General features: G+C 49.1%; 15 protein-coding genes and 1 riboswitch. Of the genes, 9 read left to right on the top strand and 6 right to left on the bottom strand.

Features of this window, described 5'->3' with window-relative positions:
• The first annotated feature begins 12 nt into the window (after positions 1-12).
• The 4 genes from ACKTT9_RS37665 (at position 13) to ACKTT9_RS37650 (ending at position 4,444) form a co-directional block, all read left to right on the top strand.
• Positions 13-1,086 (top strand): hypothetical protein, encoded by a 1,074-nt coding sequence (locus ACKTT9_RS37665; protein WP_407869963.1) that lies wholly within the window; start codon positions 13-15, stop codon positions 1,084-1,086.
• A gap of 44 nt (positions 1,087-1,130) precedes the next feature.
• Complete coding sequence (locus tag ACKTT9_RS37660; protein WP_407869962.1) at positions 1,131-2,612, top strand: copper amine oxidase N-terminal domain-containing protein; 1,482 nt, start codon at positions 1,131-1,133, stop codon at positions 2,610-2,612.
• Between the two features lie 89 nt (positions 2,613-2,701).
• Positions 2,702-3,625: an FTR1 family protein gene (locus ACKTT9_RS37655; RefSeq protein ID WP_407869961.1), complete on the top strand. Its 924-nt coding sequence runs from the start codon at positions 2,702-2,704 to the stop codon at positions 3,623-3,625.
• Positions 3,626-3,673: 48 nt separating this feature from the next.
• Entirely contained in the window at positions 3,674-4,444 is a 771-nt protein-coding gene (locus ACKTT9_RS37650) for a hypothetical protein (RefSeq protein WP_407869960.1), read from the top strand.
• Between the two features lie 200 nt (positions 4,445-4,644).
• On the opposite strand, the gene ACKTT9_RS37645 is transcribed toward ACKTT9_RS37650, so the two are convergent.
• Together ACKTT9_RS37645 and ACKTT9_RS37640 are read right to left on the bottom strand one after the other, a co-directional pair.
• Positions 4,645-5,718 carry a YncE family protein gene (locus ACKTT9_RS37645; protein ID WP_407869959.1) on the bottom strand — a complete coding sequence of 358 codons (1,074 nt, stop codon included), beginning with the start codon at positions 5,716-5,718 and terminating at the stop codon, positions 4,645-4,647.
• Between the two features lie 329 nt (positions 5,719-6,047).
• Positions 6,048-7,817, bottom strand: coding sequence for a methyl-accepting chemotaxis protein (locus tag ACKTT9_RS37640; protein WP_407869958.1), 1,770 nt, complete (start codon positions 7,815-7,817; stop codon positions 6,048-6,050).
• Positions 7,818-8,237: 420 nt separating this feature from the next.
• On the opposite strand from ACKTT9_RS37640, the gene ACKTT9_RS37635 reads away from it, so the two are divergent.
• The gene (locus ACKTT9_RS37635) at positions 8,238-9,350 is read left to right on the top strand and encodes an amidohydrolase family protein (protein WP_407869957.1); all 1,113 of its coding nucleotides are present in this window, start codon (positions 8,238-8,240) and stop codon (positions 9,348-9,350) included.
• Positions 9,351-9,402: 52 nt separating this feature from the next.
• Here the strand turns inward: ACKTT9_RS37635 and ACKTT9_RS37630 are convergent, their stop codons facing one another.
• Both ACKTT9_RS37630 and ACKTT9_RS37625 read right to left on the bottom strand, forming a co-directional pair.
• Positions 9,403-10,743: a 5'-deoxyadenosine deaminase gene (locus ACKTT9_RS37630; RefSeq protein WP_407869956.1), complete on the bottom strand. Its 1,341-nt coding sequence runs from the start codon at positions 10,741-10,743 to the stop codon at positions 9,403-9,405.
• 70 nt (positions 10,744-10,813) lie between these two features.
• A riboswitch (purine riboswitch) is annotated at positions 10,814-10,913 on the bottom strand.
• 94 nt (positions 10,914-11,007) lie between these two features.
• Positions 11,008-13,161 (bottom strand): multicopper oxidase family protein, encoded by a 2,154-nt coding sequence (locus ACKTT9_RS37625; protein ID WP_407869955.1) that lies wholly within the window; start codon positions 13,159-13,161, stop codon positions 11,008-11,010.
• Positions 13,162-13,500: 339 nt separating this feature from the next.
• Here ACKTT9_RS37625 and ACKTT9_RS37620 point away from each other — a divergent pair, with 339 nt between their 5' ends.
• From ACKTT9_RS37620 to ACKTT9_RS37610, 3 genes are all read left to right on the top strand, one after another.
• On the top strand, positions 13,501-13,701 hold the full coding sequence (locus ACKTT9_RS37620) for a cold-shock protein (RefSeq protein WP_127453854.1): 201 nt from the start codon (positions 13,501-13,503) through the stop codon (positions 13,699-13,701).
• Between the two features lie 94 nt (positions 13,702-13,795).
• Positions 13,796-14,023 carry a cold-shock protein gene (locus ACKTT9_RS37615; protein WP_157318371.1) on the top strand — a complete coding sequence of 76 codons (228 nt, stop codon included), beginning with the start codon at positions 13,796-13,798 and terminating at the stop codon, positions 14,021-14,023.
• Positions 14,024-14,127: 104 nt separating this feature from the next.
• Complete coding sequence (locus ACKTT9_RS37610) at positions 14,128-15,528, top strand: M23 family metallopeptidase (RefSeq protein ID WP_407869954.1); 1,401 nt, start codon at positions 14,128-14,130, stop codon at positions 15,526-15,528.
• 67 nt (positions 15,529-15,595) lie between these two features.
• Here ACKTT9_RS37610 and ACKTT9_RS37605 read toward each other — a convergent pair whose 3' ends face one another.
• Positions 15,596-16,630, bottom strand: a complete 1,035-nt coding sequence (locus ACKTT9_RS37605; RefSeq protein ID WP_157318370.1) for a potassium channel family protein — start codon at positions 16,628-16,630, stop codon at positions 15,596-15,598.
• 84 nt (positions 16,631-16,714) lie between these two features.
• Here ACKTT9_RS37605 and ACKTT9_RS37600 point away from each other — a divergent pair, with 84 nt between their 5' ends.
• Positions 16,715-19,030: an ATP-dependent DNA helicase gene (locus ACKTT9_RS37600; RefSeq protein ID WP_407869953.1), complete on the top strand. Its 2,316-nt coding sequence runs from the start codon at positions 16,715-16,717 to the stop codon at positions 19,028-19,030.
• A 152-nt stretch (positions 19,031-19,182) separates the two neighbouring features.
• Here the strand turns inward: ACKTT9_RS37600 and ACKTT9_RS37595 are convergent, their stop codons facing one another.
• Complete coding sequence (locus ACKTT9_RS37595) at positions 19,183-20,346, bottom strand: iron-containing alcohol dehydrogenase (RefSeq protein ID WP_157318368.1); 1,164 nt, start codon at positions 20,344-20,346, stop codon at positions 19,183-19,185.
• Between the last annotated feature and the right edge of the window lie 73 nt (positions 20,347-20,419).

Here is a 20,419-nt window from a genome sequence, read left to right as displayed (position 1 = left end):
GGGGGTGAAGAATTGAAACGACATTTTTTGGCTGGTCTACTGGTAATTCTGACAACGTTAGTCATTCTGCCGGTATCAGCTCTGGCTTATTCCTACGGGGATGCCAATACAGAAGATGTAGCTGAAACGTTCAAGCTAGTGCAATCCAGCATTGGTAACGGGGCGAACGATTGGAACGCTGCGGAGAGCGCCTATCAAGAGAGAAGAGCAGAAATCATATCTCACTTTGGCGAAGCGGTTGGCAGCACCTTAGATGCTAATTTTAAGGCGAAAGACAGCAAGGCGGTCATTGCAAATTTTAAAGGGGTGCTCGTCATGAACCTGGATCGGCGTTTTACTTACGCCATACAGGGGATCGACGATTATGCAGCATCCAAACTGTTGCTTGCTAAGGCCAAAGCGACCTATGATACGCTGCAGCCTTATATGAGTTCAGGCAAAGCGGATATCGAGAAAGCTTTTGATGAGGCGCTCGATGCCTTAGGGAACCCAGGTTTGTTCGGAGTCGGGAAGAAGCCGGTACAGCCTGACGTTTTTAAAGAGAAGGTTAACTTCATCTACAGTAAAGTGAAGCCGGTATTTCCTTACCAAGCGGCTGCAGCGCCTGCTGCGACAAGTGAGCCGACGCCTGTCGCTCAACCGACAGAAACACCTAGAACGGAGCCCGTAGTGAAGTCTGAGCCGACAGCTAAGCCAGATCAGCCTGTTGCTGCGGAGAAAGAAGCTAAACCAACGGAAACAATAGTACCGGATGCGGCAGCTGCCGTGGAGACGAAGGCGCCCGAGCCGTCTGCGTCTGCATCGGCTAGTCCAAGCCCGAGTCCGAGTCCAAGTGCAACGCCGACTACAGAAGCAGCTTCGACAATGCCTGCTGCAACAGCAGCAGCTACTGCAGCGCCTGCTAAAGCAGCTGACACTGCAAGCACAACAGCGAAACAAGCCGAGCCTGTCAAAGAAGCGTCCGCACACGCACCTATGCAGCGTACAGACAAAACAAACTCATTTGTGAGCATAGCCGTCATCGGTGGGGTCATTGTTTTACTAGGTGGGGGTATATGGGTTGCCCGCAAGAGGAAGTGGATTTAAATCGTAAGGTCAACCAATAAATTGAATGATTAGGGGAGAAACTCATGCGTAAATTTCTAGCTGTAGTTTTAAGTGCATCCATCGCTCTATCCAGTGTCGTTACTGTAACATCCGTTGCTTTTGCAGAAACTAAATTCCAAATCAAAGAAGATCAAACGATTTCTGATAAACTTCAAGCGTTCACGGATATCAAAGCTCTTTTTACAGATAAAACCGTACTTGCTGATGTTAAGAAATTATACGTAGATAAATTCCAAACGGATGTAAAACGTCTTGACGTGAACATTAAAGCTGATGATCCTAAAATCGATGCAAACATCCTGCTTGTACTGGACGCAGCCATTAAAGGCGATTTGCAAGTAGGCCAAGCCAAAGAAGCTATCGACAAAGGTTTGCAATGGTATTTCTTCTTTTACCTTCGTGATCTGATGAGCAACCAAGTTCGTCCTGCGTTGACCAAAGGTGACGTTGCTGGAGCAACGGCTGCTTTCGATAAAGTGGTTCAAGTCTATGAAGGCGCTTTGCAGGCGAACGTTACGAAACGTGATACAAAGTTCAGCTTGAACATGGTTCCTCTTTTGAAAACAACGATTGAATTAATCCAGAAAGATATCAAAGATAACAACTTGAACGACTTCAACTTCCACCGTCAAATTCTTGACAAAACGTTAATTAAGAACTACGCATTAGCCGCCTATACCTACGCTGAAAACGTTGGATTAGCTGCACCGGCTGATCAACCGAAAGCTATTACTGAAGGCTACTTCCTTTTCATGCCTGTGTATACATACCTTAAAGGCGGAAGCCCAGCTGATGCTGATTTCGTGAAAAATGCCTTCGCTTCAGGCGATGCTAGCAAAATCAAGAAGGATGAGATCGGCGATGCGCTTCAACGTACAATGATTGGGAAAGTATCCGAGTACATCAATCAAGTATTTGTTAAGCAAGATGCTGGGGACTTACAAGGTGCTCGTGGTTATGTAGCGGAAGGCACTATGTTCCTTGCTAGCCAGGAAGTTTTCCTAGGTAAAGAGAAATATGCTGCTGCAAGTGTTGCAGCCACGGAATTAACAGAAGCGGTTGATAAATCCGATGTTGCGGCTACCAGAGAAGCTGGTTTCGAAATCTTAAAGTACCTCGTTGACAAAGATGGTTCAAGCTTAAAAGTTGGCGACAAGGCTTATAAAGTCAATGGCGCTGCATTCACAGCTGAGAACGCTCCGTTCGTCAATCAAGAGAGCGGCCGTACACTAGTACCGGTTCGTGTTATTGCTCAAGCGATTGATGCGCAAATTGAATGGGTAGAAGCTACGCAGACTATTGTTATTACGAAAGATGGCAAGAAAACAGAAATCGTGGCTGGTTCCGACCAAGTTGTTGAGAATGGGAAAGTGAATGAGAAGGTCAAACTGGATCAACCGGTTGTTCTTGAAAACGGCAGTTCTTTCATTCCATTACGTGCAGTAGCTGAATTGTTCGGATACGGCGTATTCTACCAAAACGGGGACATCATTATCCTTCGTTAATCTTTTCGCTCATAGAAAGACACTTGTGCCGCTACTAACGCGCAAGTGTCTTTCCGTATGAAGGGATGATAGAGGACTGGGGGAGAACTATGGATTTACAGGCATTTCTCATTACGTTTCGTGAAGCGCTTGAAGCTATTCTTATTGTTGGTGTCATCCTTACCTATTTAACCCGTATTGATGCGATGAAGTGGCATAAATGGGTGTGGGTTGGCGTGTTTTTCGCCGTAATCGTTAGTTATGGATTAGCCCTAGCTTTCCAGGTGTTGTTAACGGGATTTGCAAGTATGGGCAGTCAGAATTACATGAAAATCGGGATTATGCTGATTTCATCCGGTCTGTTAACCCATATGATCATGTTCATGGGCAAGCAAAGCAGTGAGCTGCAAGGAAAAGTTCAGAGTAAGGTTGCTCATATTCTGACCATTGGCGGCGCAATGAATATGATTGTTCATTCCTTTCTGGTCGTTGTGCGTGAAGGGGTGGAAACGGTTTTCTTCTTCGCAGCAATCACAGGCGGCAACATTCAGAAGGCGCTTGAAAGCTGGGGAGCACTATTTGGACTTATATTGGCGATCGTGGTTGGGCTTCTTTTTTTCAAAGGAACAAAAAAGATTCGCTTAGGTACATTTTTCCGCATAACCGCTGTATTTCTGATGATGATCTCAGCAGGCCTATTCGTTCAGGCGATTGGAATCATGCAAGACTTAGGTATTATGGGTAGTTTATATCGAACAGCAGGTCACCAAATAGGTGAAATCTATAATATAACGGGCTTTATGCCGGAACACCCTATCGACGGAGTGCAGTATCTTCGGGATTACGGCAAAGAGCCGCTGCTTAGCGGTCAAGTTGGGATATTTTTTAAAGCATTCCTAGGCTATACGCAAAATCCTTCCTTAGAGGAGTTCGTTGGTTATTGGGGATATTATTTCTTGGTCTTCATCCTGCTGGGTGTACAGAAAAAGCGCCATGAGCGGGAGCAGGAAAAGGAAGATCAGGTTGCAGCTTAGCAGCATCTAGCGCGTTGTAAACAGCGAATGAGAAGGAGCGAGGGTTATATGATAAAAATGGGTATTGTTGGCTACGGACATGTGGGAAAAGCGATTCACGTATTATTTCCGAATGCGTCTGTGTATGATGCACCTATGGAAATAGGCAGCAAATCGGAGGTAAACGCTTGCGAGGTAGCTTTTGTGTGTGTGCCAACTCCCTCGCTTCCGGACGGTCAATGTGATACCTCAATTGTAGAGGAAGTAATCTCGTGGCTGAGCGCTACTGTGATTGTGATTCGATCGACCGTCCCTGTCGGCTTTACAGATGCAATGAAGGAACGGACAGGGAAAAGAATCGTGTTTCAACCCGAATATTATGGGGAAACCGTCGACCATCATTTCTCAGATTTGCGTCACCGGACATGGCTAACATTTGGTGGACAATCGGCTGACATCTCCTTCGTCATTCGCGCCTACCAGCAAGTGTACAACGCAGAGGTTCGAATTCGGCAGACGGATGCCCGTACCGCAGAGCTGGCGAAGTATATGGAGAACTGCTTCCTTGCGCTTAAAGTATCGTTTTGCAACGAGTTTTATGATATTGCCGGAGCCCACGGCATTGATTACAATGAACTGCGCGAGGTGTGGCTGGAGGATCCAAGAATAGGGCGAAGCCACACCTTCGTCTATGAGGACAATCGCGGCTACGGCGGCAAATGTTTGCCGAAAGATGTCGGTGCGTTGATTCATATGGCTGATGAACATGCAACCAACGCTGATCTGATGAAAGCTGTACAGCGCAAAAATACCACTCTTCGCTCAAGCAGCGAGGGTTAAGACCAAATTCAACGCAAACCAAGACCAAAACGAACCAAGGACAAGACTGACCAAGATCAACCAAGACCAAGACCGACCAAGACCAACATGAACGACCAAGACCAACCAAGACCAACCAAGACCAACCAAGACCAACCAAGACCAGCATCAACGCAAACAAGCCTCCAAGCCCACCTTCTGTGGGTTTTGGGGCTTATTTGTTATTTGTAATCTTGAATGACAGTGATCGAGTTTTCGTTGCCGACATAAATCCGGTTGCTTCGTTTATTCAAGGCCATGCTCCCTGCTGACTGCCCCGTTCGCAGCTTGACCAGCAGCCGATTCGTTAATCCGCTATACACGAACAAATTTCGGGTGTCTGTATCTCCGACATAATAACGGTTCGTCAACGGGTTGACGAGAAGTGAAGAGAACGTGGGAATGGACAAGGTTGCCGTAATTGTATTGGTTAGCCCGCTAACAACGAACAACTTGCCTTTCCCCTCCTGCTGAGCGCTTGTTAAATAGATGCGATTCGTCAGGGCATTTACGGCAAGCTCGCTTTGGAGTTCTCCGAGTTGAATGGGCGTGCTTTTACCGAGCGTTGTCCCTGATATCACAGAGGCAAATCGGCTTAGATTATTAGCTACATAAATCCGATTCTTCTCGGGGATGATACCTGGCGTGATAATCGGATTTTTGCCTACTTTAATCGTTTTGATTACGCTCAATGTAGAGCCGTCGATCACATGAACGGAGTCCTTCATTACATTTGTGACATAGATCCGATTGGTTCGTTCGTCGATAGCGATAAGGGCCGGTGATCCGCCGACTCTTATGGTTTTCAGAACACGGTTGGTGCCGCCGTCGATCACGCTTATCGTTCCACTCGTATTGGCGACATAAATGCGGTTGCTTATGCGATGAACAGCAATGCCAAAAGGGCGCTCGCCGACAGGTACGTTAGTGATGACCTTGTTCGTTTTTCCATTAATAACAGTGACGTTAGCAGCTCGGAAGTTTGTTGAATAAATTAGGTTGGTACGCGTGTTCACTGCCAGAAATGTAGCGCCCTCCCCCGTCTGCACACTGCCGATCACTTTATTCGTGTTACCGTCCAGCACGCCTACTAGATTTTCGCCAAAGACATAATAGACGCGGTTTGTAGATGAATTAACGCGAATATCGCCGACTTGGCCAGCCACAGGCACAATTTTGATAACTTGCGGGTTATGGGTTTGTATAATCTTTACTTGGACCTTAGTTTGTATAAGGGGCTTTGAGAAGTGGACCATTGTAGTCCCTCCTTCCCTGTATTTAATGAATGCAATAGTATATGGTCGAAGAAGGGAATCGGAAACTTGTACTTTAGTCTCAGGTGAGTTTTAGAGAACTATAGGTCCGCTAGGCTGGTCGCATAACTTTGGCTTGGGCCGGGTCGTCTACCTGATGCCAGGGCATCAGGCGGCGTCCTTCCAGCATCCCGTATACCGGGAACTCGTCAGGAACAGCTGCGAGTGGGCCGTGCGGGCAGTGAGGTTTCAATTAAACAGAGAGCGACTGGAAAATTTTCCAGTCGCTCTTTTTATAGAACTGCGCGTATACAAGACATTTGCTATACCGCCTATTCTTTAATATGAAACCGATGTGCCATCTCCTTGAGGGTCGTCGCCATGTGATTCAGAGAGCTGGAGGATATCGCGATCTCATCCATCGTGGCTATTTGTTCTTCTGTGGCAGCGGTAATCGCTTCAGAACTTCTGGCCGAATGCCCGGCAATGCGATCCAGTTCCTGCAACGTGGCGGTAATCTCTTGGGAGCTTGCCGACATTTGCTCAGATGCTGCCGAAGCCTCCTGAATTTGGCCTACGACGCCTTGGGCCGTTTCCACAATTTTAGCAAATGCTGTTCCTGTTTGTTCGATAGCGAGCATGCCTTGCTGGAATTCATCGATGCCTTGAACGGTCGAACTGGAAGCCGAAGCGATGTCCGCCTGCACTTGGAAGACAAGCTCATTGATCTGCTCGGACGAATGTTTCGACATTTCCGCCAGCTTTTTCACCTCGGACGCAACAACGGCAAACCCACGGCCCTGTTCCCCAGCCCGTGCGGCCTCAATGGACGCATTCAGCGAAAGCAAGCTCGTTTGCGAGGCGATATCCGACATCACAGTGACGATGCCGCTAATTTCCTGGGAGCGCACATTCAACGTCTCCATCACCTTGGAGATATTGTTGACCGCTTGCTGCACAGACTGCATTTTGGCAATCGACTGCTCGATCAGCCCGAAGCCATATTCCGCTTCCGTCTTCGATTGAATCGATGTTTCATAAGCTTGCGAGGAGGTATCGGCAATTCGCAGAATGCCCTGCGTCATTTCTTCCATCGCCTTGGAACTTTGCTCCGAGCTCATCGCTTGGGTTTCGATGCCGGCCGCAATCTGCTGCGTGGACTCCGCTATGTTCCTTGAAGCTTGCGTCGTTTCCTCAATAGAGGACTGCAGCGTTTGGGAGGCACTGGAAACTTGATCCGAGCTATGCATCACTTGCTTCACAAGCGATTTTAAATTCGTACTCATCGTCGTAAAATCACTGGCCAGCTTGCCGATCTCATCCCTGTTCTTAATGCGCAAGGCATCCGAAGTCAGATCGCCTGTCGCCATCTTCCGAGCTTCGGCGGCAATCTTTTTAATCGGTTTGGAAATATGGTTTGAAAATAAAATAACTCCCGCCGCTCCGAGCACAAGGCAGATCACCAGCACCGTGATCGTGGAGTGCAACATGCGAGCCTGCCCTTCATTGTAGTCCTGGTAGTAGGATCCCGCCGCAACAATCCAATTCCACTCCTGCACCTTGAGCGCATAAGCGATTTTCAGCGCTTCCTTGCTGCTACCCGGCAACGGCCAATTGTAAAACGTAAACCCGCCGCCGTTTTGCCCCTGTTTAATCATGTCCTGTATGTAATAAATGCCGTCCGACGACTGTTTATCCCAGATGTTCTGGCCTTCCAGACTCGGATGCGCTTGCAGCTCTCCCTTGTCATTAAGCACAAAATAGTAGCCATTCACACCCAAATCAATATTGCGATTAATCGGTCTTGTCCCATCTGCCTGCTTGCTGCCTAGCATGATAAGTTTAGCGTCTTCCTCCGCTTGCTGCCTGGTTAATTGACCGTTCTTCACCAGAGTATCCAGTTGAATGATATTTTGAACCATTAGTTTGACGCTGTTCTCGAGGTTTTTCTCAATAAGCCTGTCGGTTTCATCTTTGGCGTTAAAGTAACCGGTTATTGATAGTGAAAGTGTAGGGATCAATAACAACAATAGACAAAAGGCCATAAGCTTCTTCCGAATTGTCCAGCCCCATTTCAAGGGAGTACTGTTAACTTTCTGCATCTTCTTCGCCTCCTGAGCAGCTCGCAAGCACACAATTAATAACCTAGGTATAAATATCTAAATATTTAGGTAATTATACCTGCATTATACTTGATATTTTCTTAAACTGAGCAGGCATGTGTTACGAAAACGGTACTTTTCGAATTACTTTTTTCATTAAAAGTGCTTCGACGTATATGATTACCATCTACTGTATACTTCCATAAAAAGGAAAATATTTCTCAAATATTATAATGTTTTCAAATAGTAGGATCAGCCTATTTCATATGAAGGATATTTAAAGTAAGATACATAGCGGTAAACCAACATATGGAAAAATAATTGAAATATATGTAATTAATTAATGTTAAAATCAACGTAGATTCGCTCGAAGTGCATAACTCACGTTAGGGGATTGGCTAAAGGAGTGGAGTGTCTAAGATGCCTAAAAAAAGGTCAAGCATGCTAGTTGGTGTAAGCGTTTGCGTATGTATTGGGGGCGGGCTTTGGGGGCTGAGCTCACTTAATTTCAGAGAAAGCACAAGTAACCCGACAGAGGTTGTAACCTCCCTGGCGGCAACCGAGGCAACACCTGTTGAGACTACACCACCCGCGGTTGTGAAAAAAAGTTTCAACGATTTACTTAAGTTGTACAGCTCTATACCGCTTTCGGATGCGCATAACCATGATGCGAGCGACTCGAAGTACATAAGCATGCAAAATATGTGGAAGCGGGATGCGATGGATCGCGTGATTCTTTTCGGGGATGTATCGGAATCAAGTGCAATTCGAACCGATGCCTATGCCTGGGATGCCTATATAGAAAGGCCTGATTTCTTCGTGCCGTATTTCTCAGGTTTTGATCTGCATGATCCTTCTAGTTTGGAGACCGTGAGGAATAATCTGGAACAAGGTTATTTTGGACTAGGTGAAATTGCTGCCGCTTCGTATAATTCTCCCGTTGTATCGAAAGTGCAATGGAAGGCTAAGGACCCTATGGACGGCTTTCTACCGCAAATTTATGAGTTGTGCGCGGAGTATCAAGCGCCGATTCTAATCCATATCGACCCGCCGAATGGCTTTGTGATTGATAAATTGGAGGAAGCCTTGGCTGCGCATCCCAAAACAACCTTCATTTTCGGTCATGCAAATGCCTACAATTCACCTGAGAATATTAAACGATTATTAGAGAAATATGATAACATCTATATGGATTTTTTTGCTGGATTTACCGTGTTTAATCTGGAAAGTTCGAATCGGATCGAGGATTTTCTACCTGTTATGAAACAGTTCCCTGACAAGTTTATGCTCAGCACTGACTCCGGCTTTGGACTTGCAAGCGAGGATGCTGCCATCGAGGCGATGTATCGTGTCATGGATGCTATCGGAGATCCTGCACTGATCAAGAAAGTGGCATATGATAATTTAGATGCGATCCTTCGGAATGAACCGGCTACTAAAACGCAGAAGGAAGCTATTCTGAAGAAAGACGCAGGGCGCGATGTTACGAAACTTACGAAGCTGGAGGCTGGGAAGCTGCTTTGGGGTAAGTAGTGGATAAAAGCCAGCCCTCACCGGAATACGGTGGAAGGCTGGCTTTTGCTTGTTAGCGCAGATTAGCGCGCTTCAGCAGGCGCTGGATCGAGCGGTTGGCCTCAGGCAGGACAATGTCCTTGTCGATCGTCCGCATGATGCGGTTTTCCATGACGATCCGACCGTTAATGATCGTTGTCTCCACATCCGCGCGTGTCGCAGAGTACACGATGCGCGAGATCGGATCCACGTCGAAGGACGGATACGTGTGAAAATTGATGAGATCGAGGATCGCCAAGTCGGCTTTCTTGCCGACTTCGAGGCTTCCGATCTCTTGCTCCATACCGACCGCACGGGCACCGCCGATGGTCGCCATGCGGAAGACCGTCTGCGCGTTCATCGCCGTCGGTCCGTGCACGGGCTTCTGGATGAGCGCAGCCAACCGCATCTCGTTGAACATGTCGAGATTGTTGTTGCACGGTGCGCCATCAGCGCCAAGCGAGACGGAGATGTCGAGCTTCAGCATGTCGGGCGTCTCGGCAATGCCCGAAGCAAGCTTCAGGTTCGAGCCTGGGCAGTGGCTCACATGGACGCCTCGCTCATGGATGATGCGCTTCTCCTCATCATCCAGCCAAATGCAGTGCGCCAGAATGAGGCGCTCATTCGCTAAGCCCAGATGGTCGAGATACACGACATTGCGCATGCCGGTCTCGGCCTGCACAATCTCAATCTCGCCCAAATTCTCGGATGCGTGCGTATGCACTTTCACTTGGTACTGCTCGGATAAGCTGCGTACTTCACGCAGCAGCTCCTCTGTGCAAGAGATGACGAATCGCGGCGAGAACGCGTACTGGATGCGGCCGCCGTCGTGGCCGTTCCATTTTTCGAGCAAATCGACGCTTTGCTGAATCGATTCGGATGTTTTTTCTTGCAAGGGAAATGGCACCTCATCGCCCTTGTCCATCATCACTTTGCCGGACAAAGCGCGGATCCCGCTCGATGCGATGGCTTGGAAGGCGAAGTCGGTATGATGCACCGTCTCCATATCTACGATGGTCGTTGTACCGCTTTGAATCAACTCGCCGATGCCGAGTAAGGCGGAATAATAAATGGATTCCTCGTCGTGGGAAGCTTCCAGCGGCCAAATCCGCTGTTTCAGCCAATCCATCAGCTCCAGATCGTCCCCTTTGCCTCGGAACAACGTTTGGCATAAATGAATATGAGTCTGCACGAAGCCTGGAATGACCGTTCGGTTTTTGGCATCAATCACCTTATCCACCTGTGCGGCGTCCACATCTAAGTCAGGTCCAATGGCCTTAATCCTGTCATCTTCAATGAGAATATCCCCAACGAAAATATCCCCGTCGCGGTTCATTGTTACTATTTCTGCCTGCTTAATAAGAATTGTCGCCATGGGCATAAACCTCCTACTTCTGTTTATTGTATGACGTCAGGAACATAAAAAAACTAGCCACGAAAAATATGCAAATGCGCACATTCTTCGTAGCTAGAAATTTACGGTTTCTAAGTAGAGACCCTTAATCCAATTATTAAGGTTATACGAAAGAGATTATTCAGTTCGTGTCGTTCCTGCTTTTCTCTAGCGTAAACGGACATCAGTATTTTGTCAACGAAATGTTATGAATGCTAACACAAACCCTACATCCCCTCCCTCTTTTTACTCGGGATGATTTTGTGTTCCGCTGCCCACGGCATAAGGGGGCGTCACGCCTTCATACATGAGGTGCATCGACATGCCTGCGGCGGCATGCACAAGGTTGTGGCAGTGATCCATCCATAATCCCGGATTATTGGCTACAAAGGCGACCTCATACGTCTCCCCAGGCAGTACGTCCAGCGTATCGGACCACCAAGGGCTGCCAGTTGAGGGCTTGCCATTGTGCGACAGGACAAGCACGTGATGTCCGTGCAAATGCATCGGGTGGTCAACATTCCCTCGGTTAATGAAGGTTGTTTTAACGAGATCCCCTTCCTTCACCATAAACATCGGCGCATTCGGGAATACTCCTCCATTCAAAGTATAGAGGAAATCAAATTTGCGGTTAAAAATGCCGAGCTTATTGTCCAGAATTAGCGTAAATTCTCTATCGAAGCGGCTGCTTGCATCAAAAGCGGTTGCCGCGGGGCTACCATAGATAAGAGGATCGAATGCTACGGTAGGCGGAATCTCGGGGACGTCCCCACTGCCATCGGAAGACATAAGGATGCCTCCGCTCCGATTCTCTCCTACATTTAAGTAGACTGGACGCTCAGGCATGATGAACGTGATATCATACCGTCCACCTGTAGGCACAACTACGTGGGTATTCGTTAACACATCGGGCTTATTCAGTTCTGTTCCATCAATAGCCGCCACTTCAAAATGTGTGCCAACGAGCGTGTAGTTCTGATTCACCCAATCGTCCGTGTTAATCAGCCGCATTCGGACAGGCGTTCCTGGAGCGATCGCCATGCGTTCGAGTTGATCTGAGGCGCCAACGGCAATCGAAGCCCCTTTCCAACGATGCGTCATCACGGTAATGTCTTTTACAGGCTGAAAAGGTTCCGTTTTCGGCTCCACGATTAACGCCCCGAAGAGTCCCATGCTGACGGCTTCGCGTGAGTCCTGATGAGAGTGATACCAGAATGTGCCGACCTGCTCGGCGCGAAAGCGGTACGTATACGTTTCACCTGGCATGACCGCGTTTTGCGTGGCCCCGGCAACGCCATCTTCGGCATTCGGCACATCCAGACCATGCCAATGTGCGGTAACACCTTGCTCAATATCCTGGTTAATGAGTGTAACCTCAATTAACTCACCCTCTTTCATGCGAAGCTCGGGTCCCGGAATTTGCCCGTTGTACGTCCAGGCATCGACAGTTTTGCCGGAACTGAGTGTGACAGTCTTTTTCTGAGCGGTTAGTGTAAAATGACGATCCGGTATCCCCTCGCGCGGGCCCGTCAGGTCGGCAACAGAGATCATTTTGCCTGAATTGCTGGTCATTGCGGCCATTCCGCTTTGGTGATTATGCTGACTCATATCGGCCATTCCGCTTTGGTGATTATGCTGACTCATATCGGCCGGCATCAGACCGCCGTAATCATGCGTCCCGCTTGCCATATCGATTTCGGGTGGCAGCTCACTTTTGTCCATGGCATAGTTAAAAAGATAATAACCTGATGCTCCCAGCACGGCGAGTACACTGAGCATAGCCAAGCCTCGTTTCCAAAAGGCCGGAGCCGTATAAGCTTCCATTTTGCTTACCTCCCTATAACGGAACTGATGTCTCCACCAAAGTGCTGCCGTTGCCAAGACGAAGACAGCCAGCGGTATGGAAATATCAAGCCATTTGAACGGAACAGGCGGAACTAGGGCGAAATAAAAGGAAGTTAATGCGGCGAGCGCTGTCATTTGAAAAGGAATGATGAGGCCTGGAGCGGCGGCTCTCAAGTGTGCTGTTGAATCAACAGTCGCTTCCTGCTCCGTGTCACCTTGTGGCTGTTTGGTGATCGAGCGCAGCTTGAGCAGTTTAGGCACGGCTATGAACCAGATGGTTAGAAGCGGCAAAAGGATCAGCGGTGCTTGGATGAACACGTGATCGATCCAAAAGGTAGTGAGCATAGTCTGCTGTATCCAAGCGATAGCCCCTAGAATAGCGGCCGCCGGAATGATTGGGAACCAGGCCCAAAACAACAGCTTGCGCGTTTTGCGATGCATGCGTTCAATGGTGCGGCTATAGAGCAGTCGAGAAGCTTTCACACTCCCGATCCAGGTGAATATCACGAATAGCAACGAAGCTGCCAGAATAGTTCCAATACTTATGTTGTACAAAATGAAGCCCCTCCTAAGTGTTTACGATACCTTCAGTATAGAATCGCTGCCTGAAGCGGCAAACGGTCCGGGGACCAAGTAACTACCTAGACTAAAGTTGGGGACGCATTCTTTTTTATTCATCAACAGGGTCGGGTAAGCGATTTCATTAGCATGTAAGAATTGGAAATAGTTTGCGTTTTCAAATGTGATATGTTATGATGAATCCAATCGACAAAAAGAACCTGAATTCACATATTGTAAAGGGTTTTCATTTTTGTTAGTGAACCTTTTGCAATGTGTGAATTTTTTCTCTTTGAAGAATAAAAAACATGTTAATAATTTTTGGAGGTATTTCTCATGGCTACTGGTACAGTAAAATGGTTTAACGCAGAAAAAGGTTTCGGTTTCATCGAAGTTGAAGGCGGCAACGATGTATTCGTTCACTTCTCCGCTATCCAAGGCGAAGGTTTCAAAACTTTGGATGAAGGTCAACAAGTTGAGTTCAGCGTTGTTCAAGGCAACCGCGGACCACAAGCAGAAAACGTTGTAAAACTGTAATATAATTTAAAAGACTGCCTTTACTTTGTAATGGCAGTCTTTTTTCAATTTAGCTATTGAAGTTTACTTACGTAAAACGCTGAGGAGGTCCATCATGTATTCCAGAAAAAAGTCCTTTGAAGAGATGCCTCTAGAAAATGTGACAATATGGTCTTGTGAACAAGAAGGTTGTAAAGGCTGGATGCGAGATAATTTTACATTTGATCACGTTCCGACTTGCCACTTGTGTCAGTCCACTATGGTTCGAAGCGTCAAGTTACTTCCTTTAGTTAATAACACGAGCATTGATCAGAAAGCGCTCAAAAAAGGCGTTCAAATTTAATATAACAAAAACCCGGAGACCCTGCTGTCTTCGGGTTTTTTATGTTATTATGGACACGTATTGGAAGAAATTAGCCCATCGCAAGCGAGGGAGGAATAGAGGCTGTGAAATCAAAAAAACGCCGGCAATGGCCGCTGCTGGTAGGCGCTTGTGTGCTTGCGGCATGTGTCGTCATCGTGATCGGCAAATCGCCGTTTGGTCCGGTCTCTTCTTGGAAGGTTGCCGGGAAGGATGCTCTGGCTGCAGCAACACCGGTGCCCACGCCTCCGCCTAGAGAGGCATTGGAATTCCGCATGGTCGATCTGGACCATGGCTGGGTGAAATACGCCGATGGGATCGCGGCGACAGAGGATGGCGGCGGCATGTGGCAACCGGCCGCTGAAGAAGTGGCTGCTGCGGAAACAGCCGTCGATGGTACGCTAGCTGAGCTGCTCAGCTTGGAAGCTGGAGATGGTTCTAGCCCTACCCCGTCGACGGCCACGTTAGGCGGGGCTGCGTTACCGGTGAAGCAAACACAGTTCCTGACACCGCGTATTGGTTGGGCGCTGCCGGCCAGCAGCAAGGATGCGAAGAATCCGCTGCTGATCACCGTAGACGGCGGGCAATCTTGGGTGGATGGCATGACCGCGGAGGTCAAGGAAGCCATCCTCAAGGAGAAGGGCCATTTGCAGCAGCTGGCGAAGGAAAAGGATCTTTACGCCACGAAGGAAGCGGCGAAAGGGATCATGAGCGCCAAATGGAAGCTCATACCTGAGAGCGCGGCGCCCGGAGATGCGGTGCTTGTTCGTCACGATGAGCCAGGGACGATTACCTGGCTGAACAAAACGTACACGCTCCAGCCATATGGAGCGGGGTATTTCACCTATTTGCCGATTTCAATGAGTGCAAAGCCCGGCAAATACCCGATCGGCGATCAGACACTCACCATAGTGGCGAAGAAGTTCGAGACGCAGTATCTCAAGGTTACGTCGGAGATGGAGAGCATGAAGCAGGATACGGCGCGTATCAACGCCGATCAGAAGAAAATCGATCTGGCGCGAAGCAAGTCCGAGCCGGAATTTCTGTTCAGCGGGCCGTTCGTGAAGCCCATCGAGGGGATTTTGACGACGCCATATGGGTACACCCGTTACGTGAACGGGAAGTACGATAGCGCTCATATGGCGGTTGATCTGGCCGCGAAGGAAGGCACGCCGATCAAAGCGACCAATGACGGGATCGTGGCGTTGGCCGAGAGCTTGTATTTGACCGGCAATTCCATTTATCTCGATCATGGGATGGGGCTTTTTTCGCAGTACGCGCATCTCTCCGAGCTGCGGGTCAAAACAGGGGACCGGGTGAAGCAGGGCGACATTATCGGGCTCGTGGGCACGACAGGGTTCTCGACAGGACCGCATTTGCACTTTACATTTTGGGCGCATAATGTACAGGTGAATCCGGATTTATTTTGGAATACGACACCGTTTCGTTGGGTTCAGCCGGCACAGGCTACTAAGCCGAAGGGTTGAATAGACGAGTAAAGTTAGAGGACACCATTTTTCTGCGCTGCGCGGAGAGGTTGGTGTCCTATTTGTTTTATTTTAGCTTAGAGAGTCGCTCGTAGGTTTCCGCATCACAGATGACGAAAAGCTGCGCATCCTCGGGGATGAGCTGGTCTAACTTCTGGTTAATATTCAGTTGATCCCGGTCGGAGATCAGTGTCGCCCCCTCAAGGAGCAGCTGCTCAAAAGCGTCGCGGTATGTGCGCCAAGAGCTCCTTTTACTAAGCACTTGAAGGCTGCTGCTGGACTGCCTAGTCAAGAGCTGCGAAACAATCCGTGACGATCCCGGTGAAAAAGCCGAGCGAACGGCAAGCTGCGAAATGGTCTCGGAGCCGAGGATAAATTCATTCACGTTAACATGTTGGAAATTTTGCATATTTTCGCTGTTTTTAATCTCGACGATGGAGTGGACGTTGCGGTAATTGCGCTCGATGGTTGTGGCGACTAGCAGTGTTTTGCCATCGACAAAGGAAGGGTCGCGCAGCATAGCTTGGTCTTCTGTGATCTCATTGGCGAAGATGAAGACGGAGCGGGCTTTTTCCATATTCGCCATCTCCAAAGTTTCCATATGGGTAGGATTGCCTCTTATATAATGGACCCTATTATGTACGATCGGTGTTTTCTCATGAGTATCGATCAGTACGACCTCAGTTGAAGTGTCGGTGTTCAAAATCTCCTGGATCGCCAGCTCCGCATTTTTGCTCCAATCAATGATGACGAAATGCTGTTCACCTTGATATCTCAATTTGCCCGCTTCCTTTCGCTGTCTGTATACGAATAATGAATCGACGACTTTGCTGATCGTGACGGAGATGAGCCCAATTCCGAAAATATACAGAAAGATGCCGAGGCACTTGCCGGCCACGGTTTTTGGCGCATAGTCTCCATACCCCGTGGTGGTCACGGTTGTCATCACCCACCAAAGTCCGTTGAAGACGCTGCCGAAGGTTTCTTTTTCCAACATATAAGCACTGATAGCAGATAGAAGGATGAAAAGAAAGGCCAGACTATAGATGAACTTGTTGTTCATTCGCAGCAGTTTAAGGAAGATCTTACTGAAATAGAACATGGGGCTCCCTTCCTGAAAAAGTAGATATTTGGTCCGTCCGCATGCTACAATAAAGAACAAATGTTCTAGAACGGAGAAGGACGAATGGCTGAAACGATCAACATTTCCGTGCGCTCTCTGGTCGAATATGTATTTCGCAGAGGGAGTATTGAGTCCGGCTTTCGGACAAGCGCTGCGCTGGTTGAAGGCACGAAGGCACACCAAAAACTGCAGAAGCAATATGGCGAATCGGATCAGCATGAAGTGTATGTTTCCGCTGAAATTGCTTGCCGGGAGCTCCTGTTCGTGATTGACGGGCGGTGCGACGGTCTTCTTCAAGACGCGGACGGCGGTCCTGTGACGGTGGATGAGATCAAGTCTACTTCCTCGGACATCAGCGACATCGAAGAAGATTCGTATCCCGTGCATTGGGCGCAAGCGATGTGCTATGCCTATATGGTAGCCAAAGATCGCGAGCTTCATCATATGCGGGTTCAACTTACGTATATGCAGGTGGAGACGGAAGATACGCGCCGATTTGTGAAGGAAGCTTCGTTCAGCGAGTTGGAGCAGTTCGTGCATGACGTAGTGGAGCAGTATTACCCCTACGCACAAGCAATTTATGAGCATGAGCAGCGAAGGAATCGCAGTATCAAAGAGCTGGCATTTCCATTTCCAGCTTATCGTGAAGGCCAGCGGAAACTGGCAGGAGCGGTGTACAAAACGATCAGCGAAGGGCGTAAGCTGTTTGCCAAAGCGCCGACCGGTATCGGGAAGACCATGTCGACCTTGTTTCCGTCGGTGAAAGCGATTGGCGAGGGGCTGCTGCAGCGGATTTTTTATTTGACGGCGAAGACGATCACTCGCACGGCGGCAGAGGAAGCGTATGGCCTGCTTCAGGCACATGGCCTTCAGCTGCATGTCGTGACCATCACGGCGAAGGAGAAGGTGTGTCTGAAGGACGAAGTCCGCTGCACCAAGGAGCACTGTGAATTCGCCGATGGTTATTACGACCGCATTAACGGCGCTGTGCTCGATCTTCTTCAATCGGAGACGATTATGACGCGTACGGTCATTGAGTCGTATGCACGGAAGCATCGGGTTTGTCCCTTTGAATTTTCCCTCGATGTCGCTTATGCCGCGGATGCGGTGATTTGCGATTACAATTACATATTTGACCCGCGTGTCAATTTAAAAAGGTTGTTCGAGGAGCAGAGGCGGCATACGACTTTGCTCGTGGATGAAGCGCACAATTTGATTGACCGGGCGCGGGAAATGTACAGCAGCACGCTCTCCAAATCCGGATTTCTTGCGCTGCAGCGGGAGTTCAAAGGTGTTCGCGCAGATTTGCACGATACAGCTAAGGCCATCAACCAATATTTCATTACGCTGCGCAAAAGAATTGGAGACCGCCAGATGCTGGTGGAACCGGAACTGCCGGAGGATCTCTTGGCGCTGCTCGATGGTTTTCTTGCAAGCGCTGAAAAGGAGCTGGCTGCAAGCGGCGGAAGCCCTGCGAGCCCGCTGCTCCTGGAGACTTACTTCGCAGCTCACAATTTGGTCCGCATTGCTAAGCTATACGATGAACGCTATATGACATTGTTCACGTCTGATCGTAACGAAGTCAGTGTGAAGCTCTTCTGCCTGGATCCCTCCCATCTGCTCCGGCAGATGGGGAAAGGCTATCGCTCGCATGTGTTCTTCTCGGCGACCCTTTCGCCGCTGTCCTTTTTCATGGACACGCTGGGAGCGGGCGAAGAGGATTACTCCGTGAGCGTGCCTTCGCCTTTTGCCAAGGAACAGCTGGAGGTTTTCGTCCAGCCGCTGTCGACCCGGTATCAGGATCGCGAGCGAAGCCGAGAGGCGATTGCCCGTTCGATTTATCAGATGGTGACCCGTCGTTCGGGCAACTATTTTGTGTTTTTCCCCTCATATGCGTATATGAGTAGTGTCTATGAGGCCTTTACGGATCTTGTAGGTGAGCAGGGAGAGGATAGCCAGTTGCGTGTCCTGGTTCAGACGGTTCAGATGCCGGAAGAGGAGCGGGAGCAGTACTTGGCCGAATTCCAAGCAGGGCGTGATGGCACGCTGGTCGGCTTCGCCGTGATGGGCGGCATCTTCTCGGAGGGCATCGATTTGGTTGGCGAGCGACTGACCGGAGTGGCAGTTGTTGGCGTAGGGCTGCCTCAGCTCGGACCTGAGCGCAATCTGATTAAGGCTTACCTCGAAGACACGGGCAAAAACGGCTACGAGTACGCCTACGTCTTTCCCGGTATGAACAAAGTGCAGCAGGCCGGCGGCCGGCTCATCCGCTCCGAAACGGATCATGGCGTGCTGCTGCTGATTGACGACCGGTACCTGCAGCCGCTGTATCAGCGGTTGCTGCCGGAGGAGTGGCGAGATTATACGGTGCTGCGGTAGGTAGTGGGAACTACAGTCCCCTATTTGTCCCCGAATCCACCATTTGGCAGAATGGAGGGAACTAGGGGCCTCTATTTCGCTGGGATCCGGCCGCTTGGCTATAAAAAAAGAGCTATCCTCAAGCAAAGACTCTGCTCAAGGATAGCTCCTTTTTATAGGGACATCCGGTAAATGTTAACGACATCCTCGCGTGTAAGCTTTTTGAAGTTGCCGAAATCGCCGTACACCATCGCTTTGTCCGCCATCAGCTCGATCGTGGAATCGTCGATGTCGTAATCCGCTAGGCGACTTGGCGCGCCGATGGAGTTAAGGAACCCGCGAAGCTCCGCGATACCTTCCTCAGCTACCTGGCGGTCCGTTTTGCCGGTAGTTGTAACGCCGAAGACGCGCTGCGCGAACTGCTTGTACCGAGCTACATTGGCATCCAGCGTGTAGGTCATCCAGTTCGGGAATAGAATGGCAAGGCCTCCGCCGTGCGGGATATCATGAACGGCTGACACCGCATGCTCGAGATTATGCGTCGCCCAGTCGCCGCGAACTCCCATGCTAAGCGTCCCGTTCAGCGCCATTGTGCCACTGTATAAAATCGTCGCGCGGTTCTCCAGATCCGTGAGATCCTGCAGCAAGCGAGGCGCCGTATCGATCACGGTGCGAAGAATGGTTTCACAAAAGCCATCTTGAAGAAGTGTATTATCGACATGATGGAAATATTGCTCAAAAACGTGTGACATGATATCGACCATACCGTATACGGTTTGATTTTCAGGCAAGGAAGTTGTGTGAGCGGGATCCAGGATTGAAAATTTCGGGAAGGAGAAGGGGCTGCCCCAACCGAGCTTCTCTTTGGTCTCCCAATTAGTAATCACTGAGCCGGAGTTCATCTCCGAACCCGTTGCAGCAATCGTCAGCACGGTGCCTAACGGCAGCGCCCCAGTTGCGGATGCTTTACGCGTAACGATATCCCAGAAGTTACCCTCATATTTGGCGCCGACGGCAATCGCTTTGGCACAGTCGATGACGCTGCCTCCACCTACAGCGAGGATTAAGTCGATGTTCTGAGTTCGGCACATTTCCACACCGCGGTGGACCGTTGTAAGCCTTGGGTTAGGCTCAACACCGCTCAGCTCGAAAATTGAAGCATCGATGCCTTTCAACAGGTGAACAACTTGGGTGTAAATACCGTTTAGTTTAATGCTTCCGCCGCCGTATACGAGCAGCACGTTCTTACCGTATTTGGGTACCTCCGCAGTTAATTTCTCGAGTGTCCCCTGTCCGAAATGTAGCGTGGTTGGATTATAATAAGTAAATGTATTCATCGAATTACCTCCTCGAGATCATCTATATGTAGTCTTACCCCTATATTGTATAGAAAGAAACAGCAAAAAACAA

Origin of the sequence: Paenibacillus sp. P36, from assembly GCF_045866505.1 — a bacterium.
Lineage (GTDB): Bacteria > Bacillota > Bacilli > Paenibacillales > NBRC-103111 > Paenibacillus_E > Paenibacillus_E chondroitinus.
The sequence above is the reverse complement of the archived record's forward strand: the minus strand, read 5'-3'. Positions and strand labels throughout refer to the sequence as shown.

Excerpts from the sequence above, each read along its gene's own strand:
- ACKTT9_RS37660 (WP_407869962.1), top strand. The coding sequence starts at position 1,131 with ATGCGTAAATTTCTAGCTGTAGTTTTAAGTGCATCCATCGCTCTATCC.
- ACKTT9_RS37655 (WP_407869961.1), top strand. The coding sequence starts at position 2,702 with ATGGATTTACAGGCATTTCTCATTACGTTTCGTGAAGCGCTTGAAGCT.
- ACKTT9_RS37650 (WP_407869960.1), top strand. The coding sequence starts at position 3,674 with ATGATAAAAATGGGTATTGTTGGCTACGGACATGTGGGAAAAGCGATT.
- ACKTT9_RS37645 (WP_407869959.1), bottom strand. The coding sequence starts at position 5,718 with ATGGTCCACTTCTCAAAGCCCCTTATACAAACTAAGGTCCAAGTAAAG.
- ACKTT9_RS37640 (WP_407869958.1), bottom strand. The coding sequence starts at position 7,817 with ATGCAGAAAGTTAACAGTACTCCCTTGAAATGGGGCTGGACAATTCGG.
- ACKTT9_RS37635 (WP_407869957.1), top strand. The coding sequence starts at position 8,238 with ATGCCTAAAAAAAGGTCAAGCATGCTAGTTGGTGTAAGCGTTTGCGTA.
- ACKTT9_RS37630 (WP_407869956.1), bottom strand. The coding sequence starts at position 10,743 with ATGGCGACAATTCTTATTAAGCAGGCAGAAATAGTAACAATGAACCGC.
- ACKTT9_RS37620 (WP_127453854.1), top strand. The coding sequence starts at position 13,501 with ATGGCTACTGGTACAGTAAAATGGTTTAACGCAGAAAAAGGTTTCGGT.
- ACKTT9_RS37615 (WP_157318371.1), top strand. The coding sequence starts at position 13,796 with ATGTATTCCAGAAAAAAGTCCTTTGAAGAGATGCCTCTAGAAAATGTG.
- ACKTT9_RS37605 (WP_157318370.1), bottom strand. The coding sequence starts at position 16,630 with ATGTTCTATTTCAGTAAGATCTTCCTTAAACTGCTGCGAATGAACAAC.
- ACKTT9_RS37600 (WP_407869953.1), top strand. The coding sequence starts at position 16,715 with ATGGCTGAAACGATCAACATTTCCGTGCGCTCTCTGGTCGAATATGTA.
- ACKTT9_RS37595 (WP_157318368.1), bottom strand. The coding sequence starts at position 20,346 with ATGAATACATTTACTTATTATAATCCAACCACGCTACATTTCGGACAG.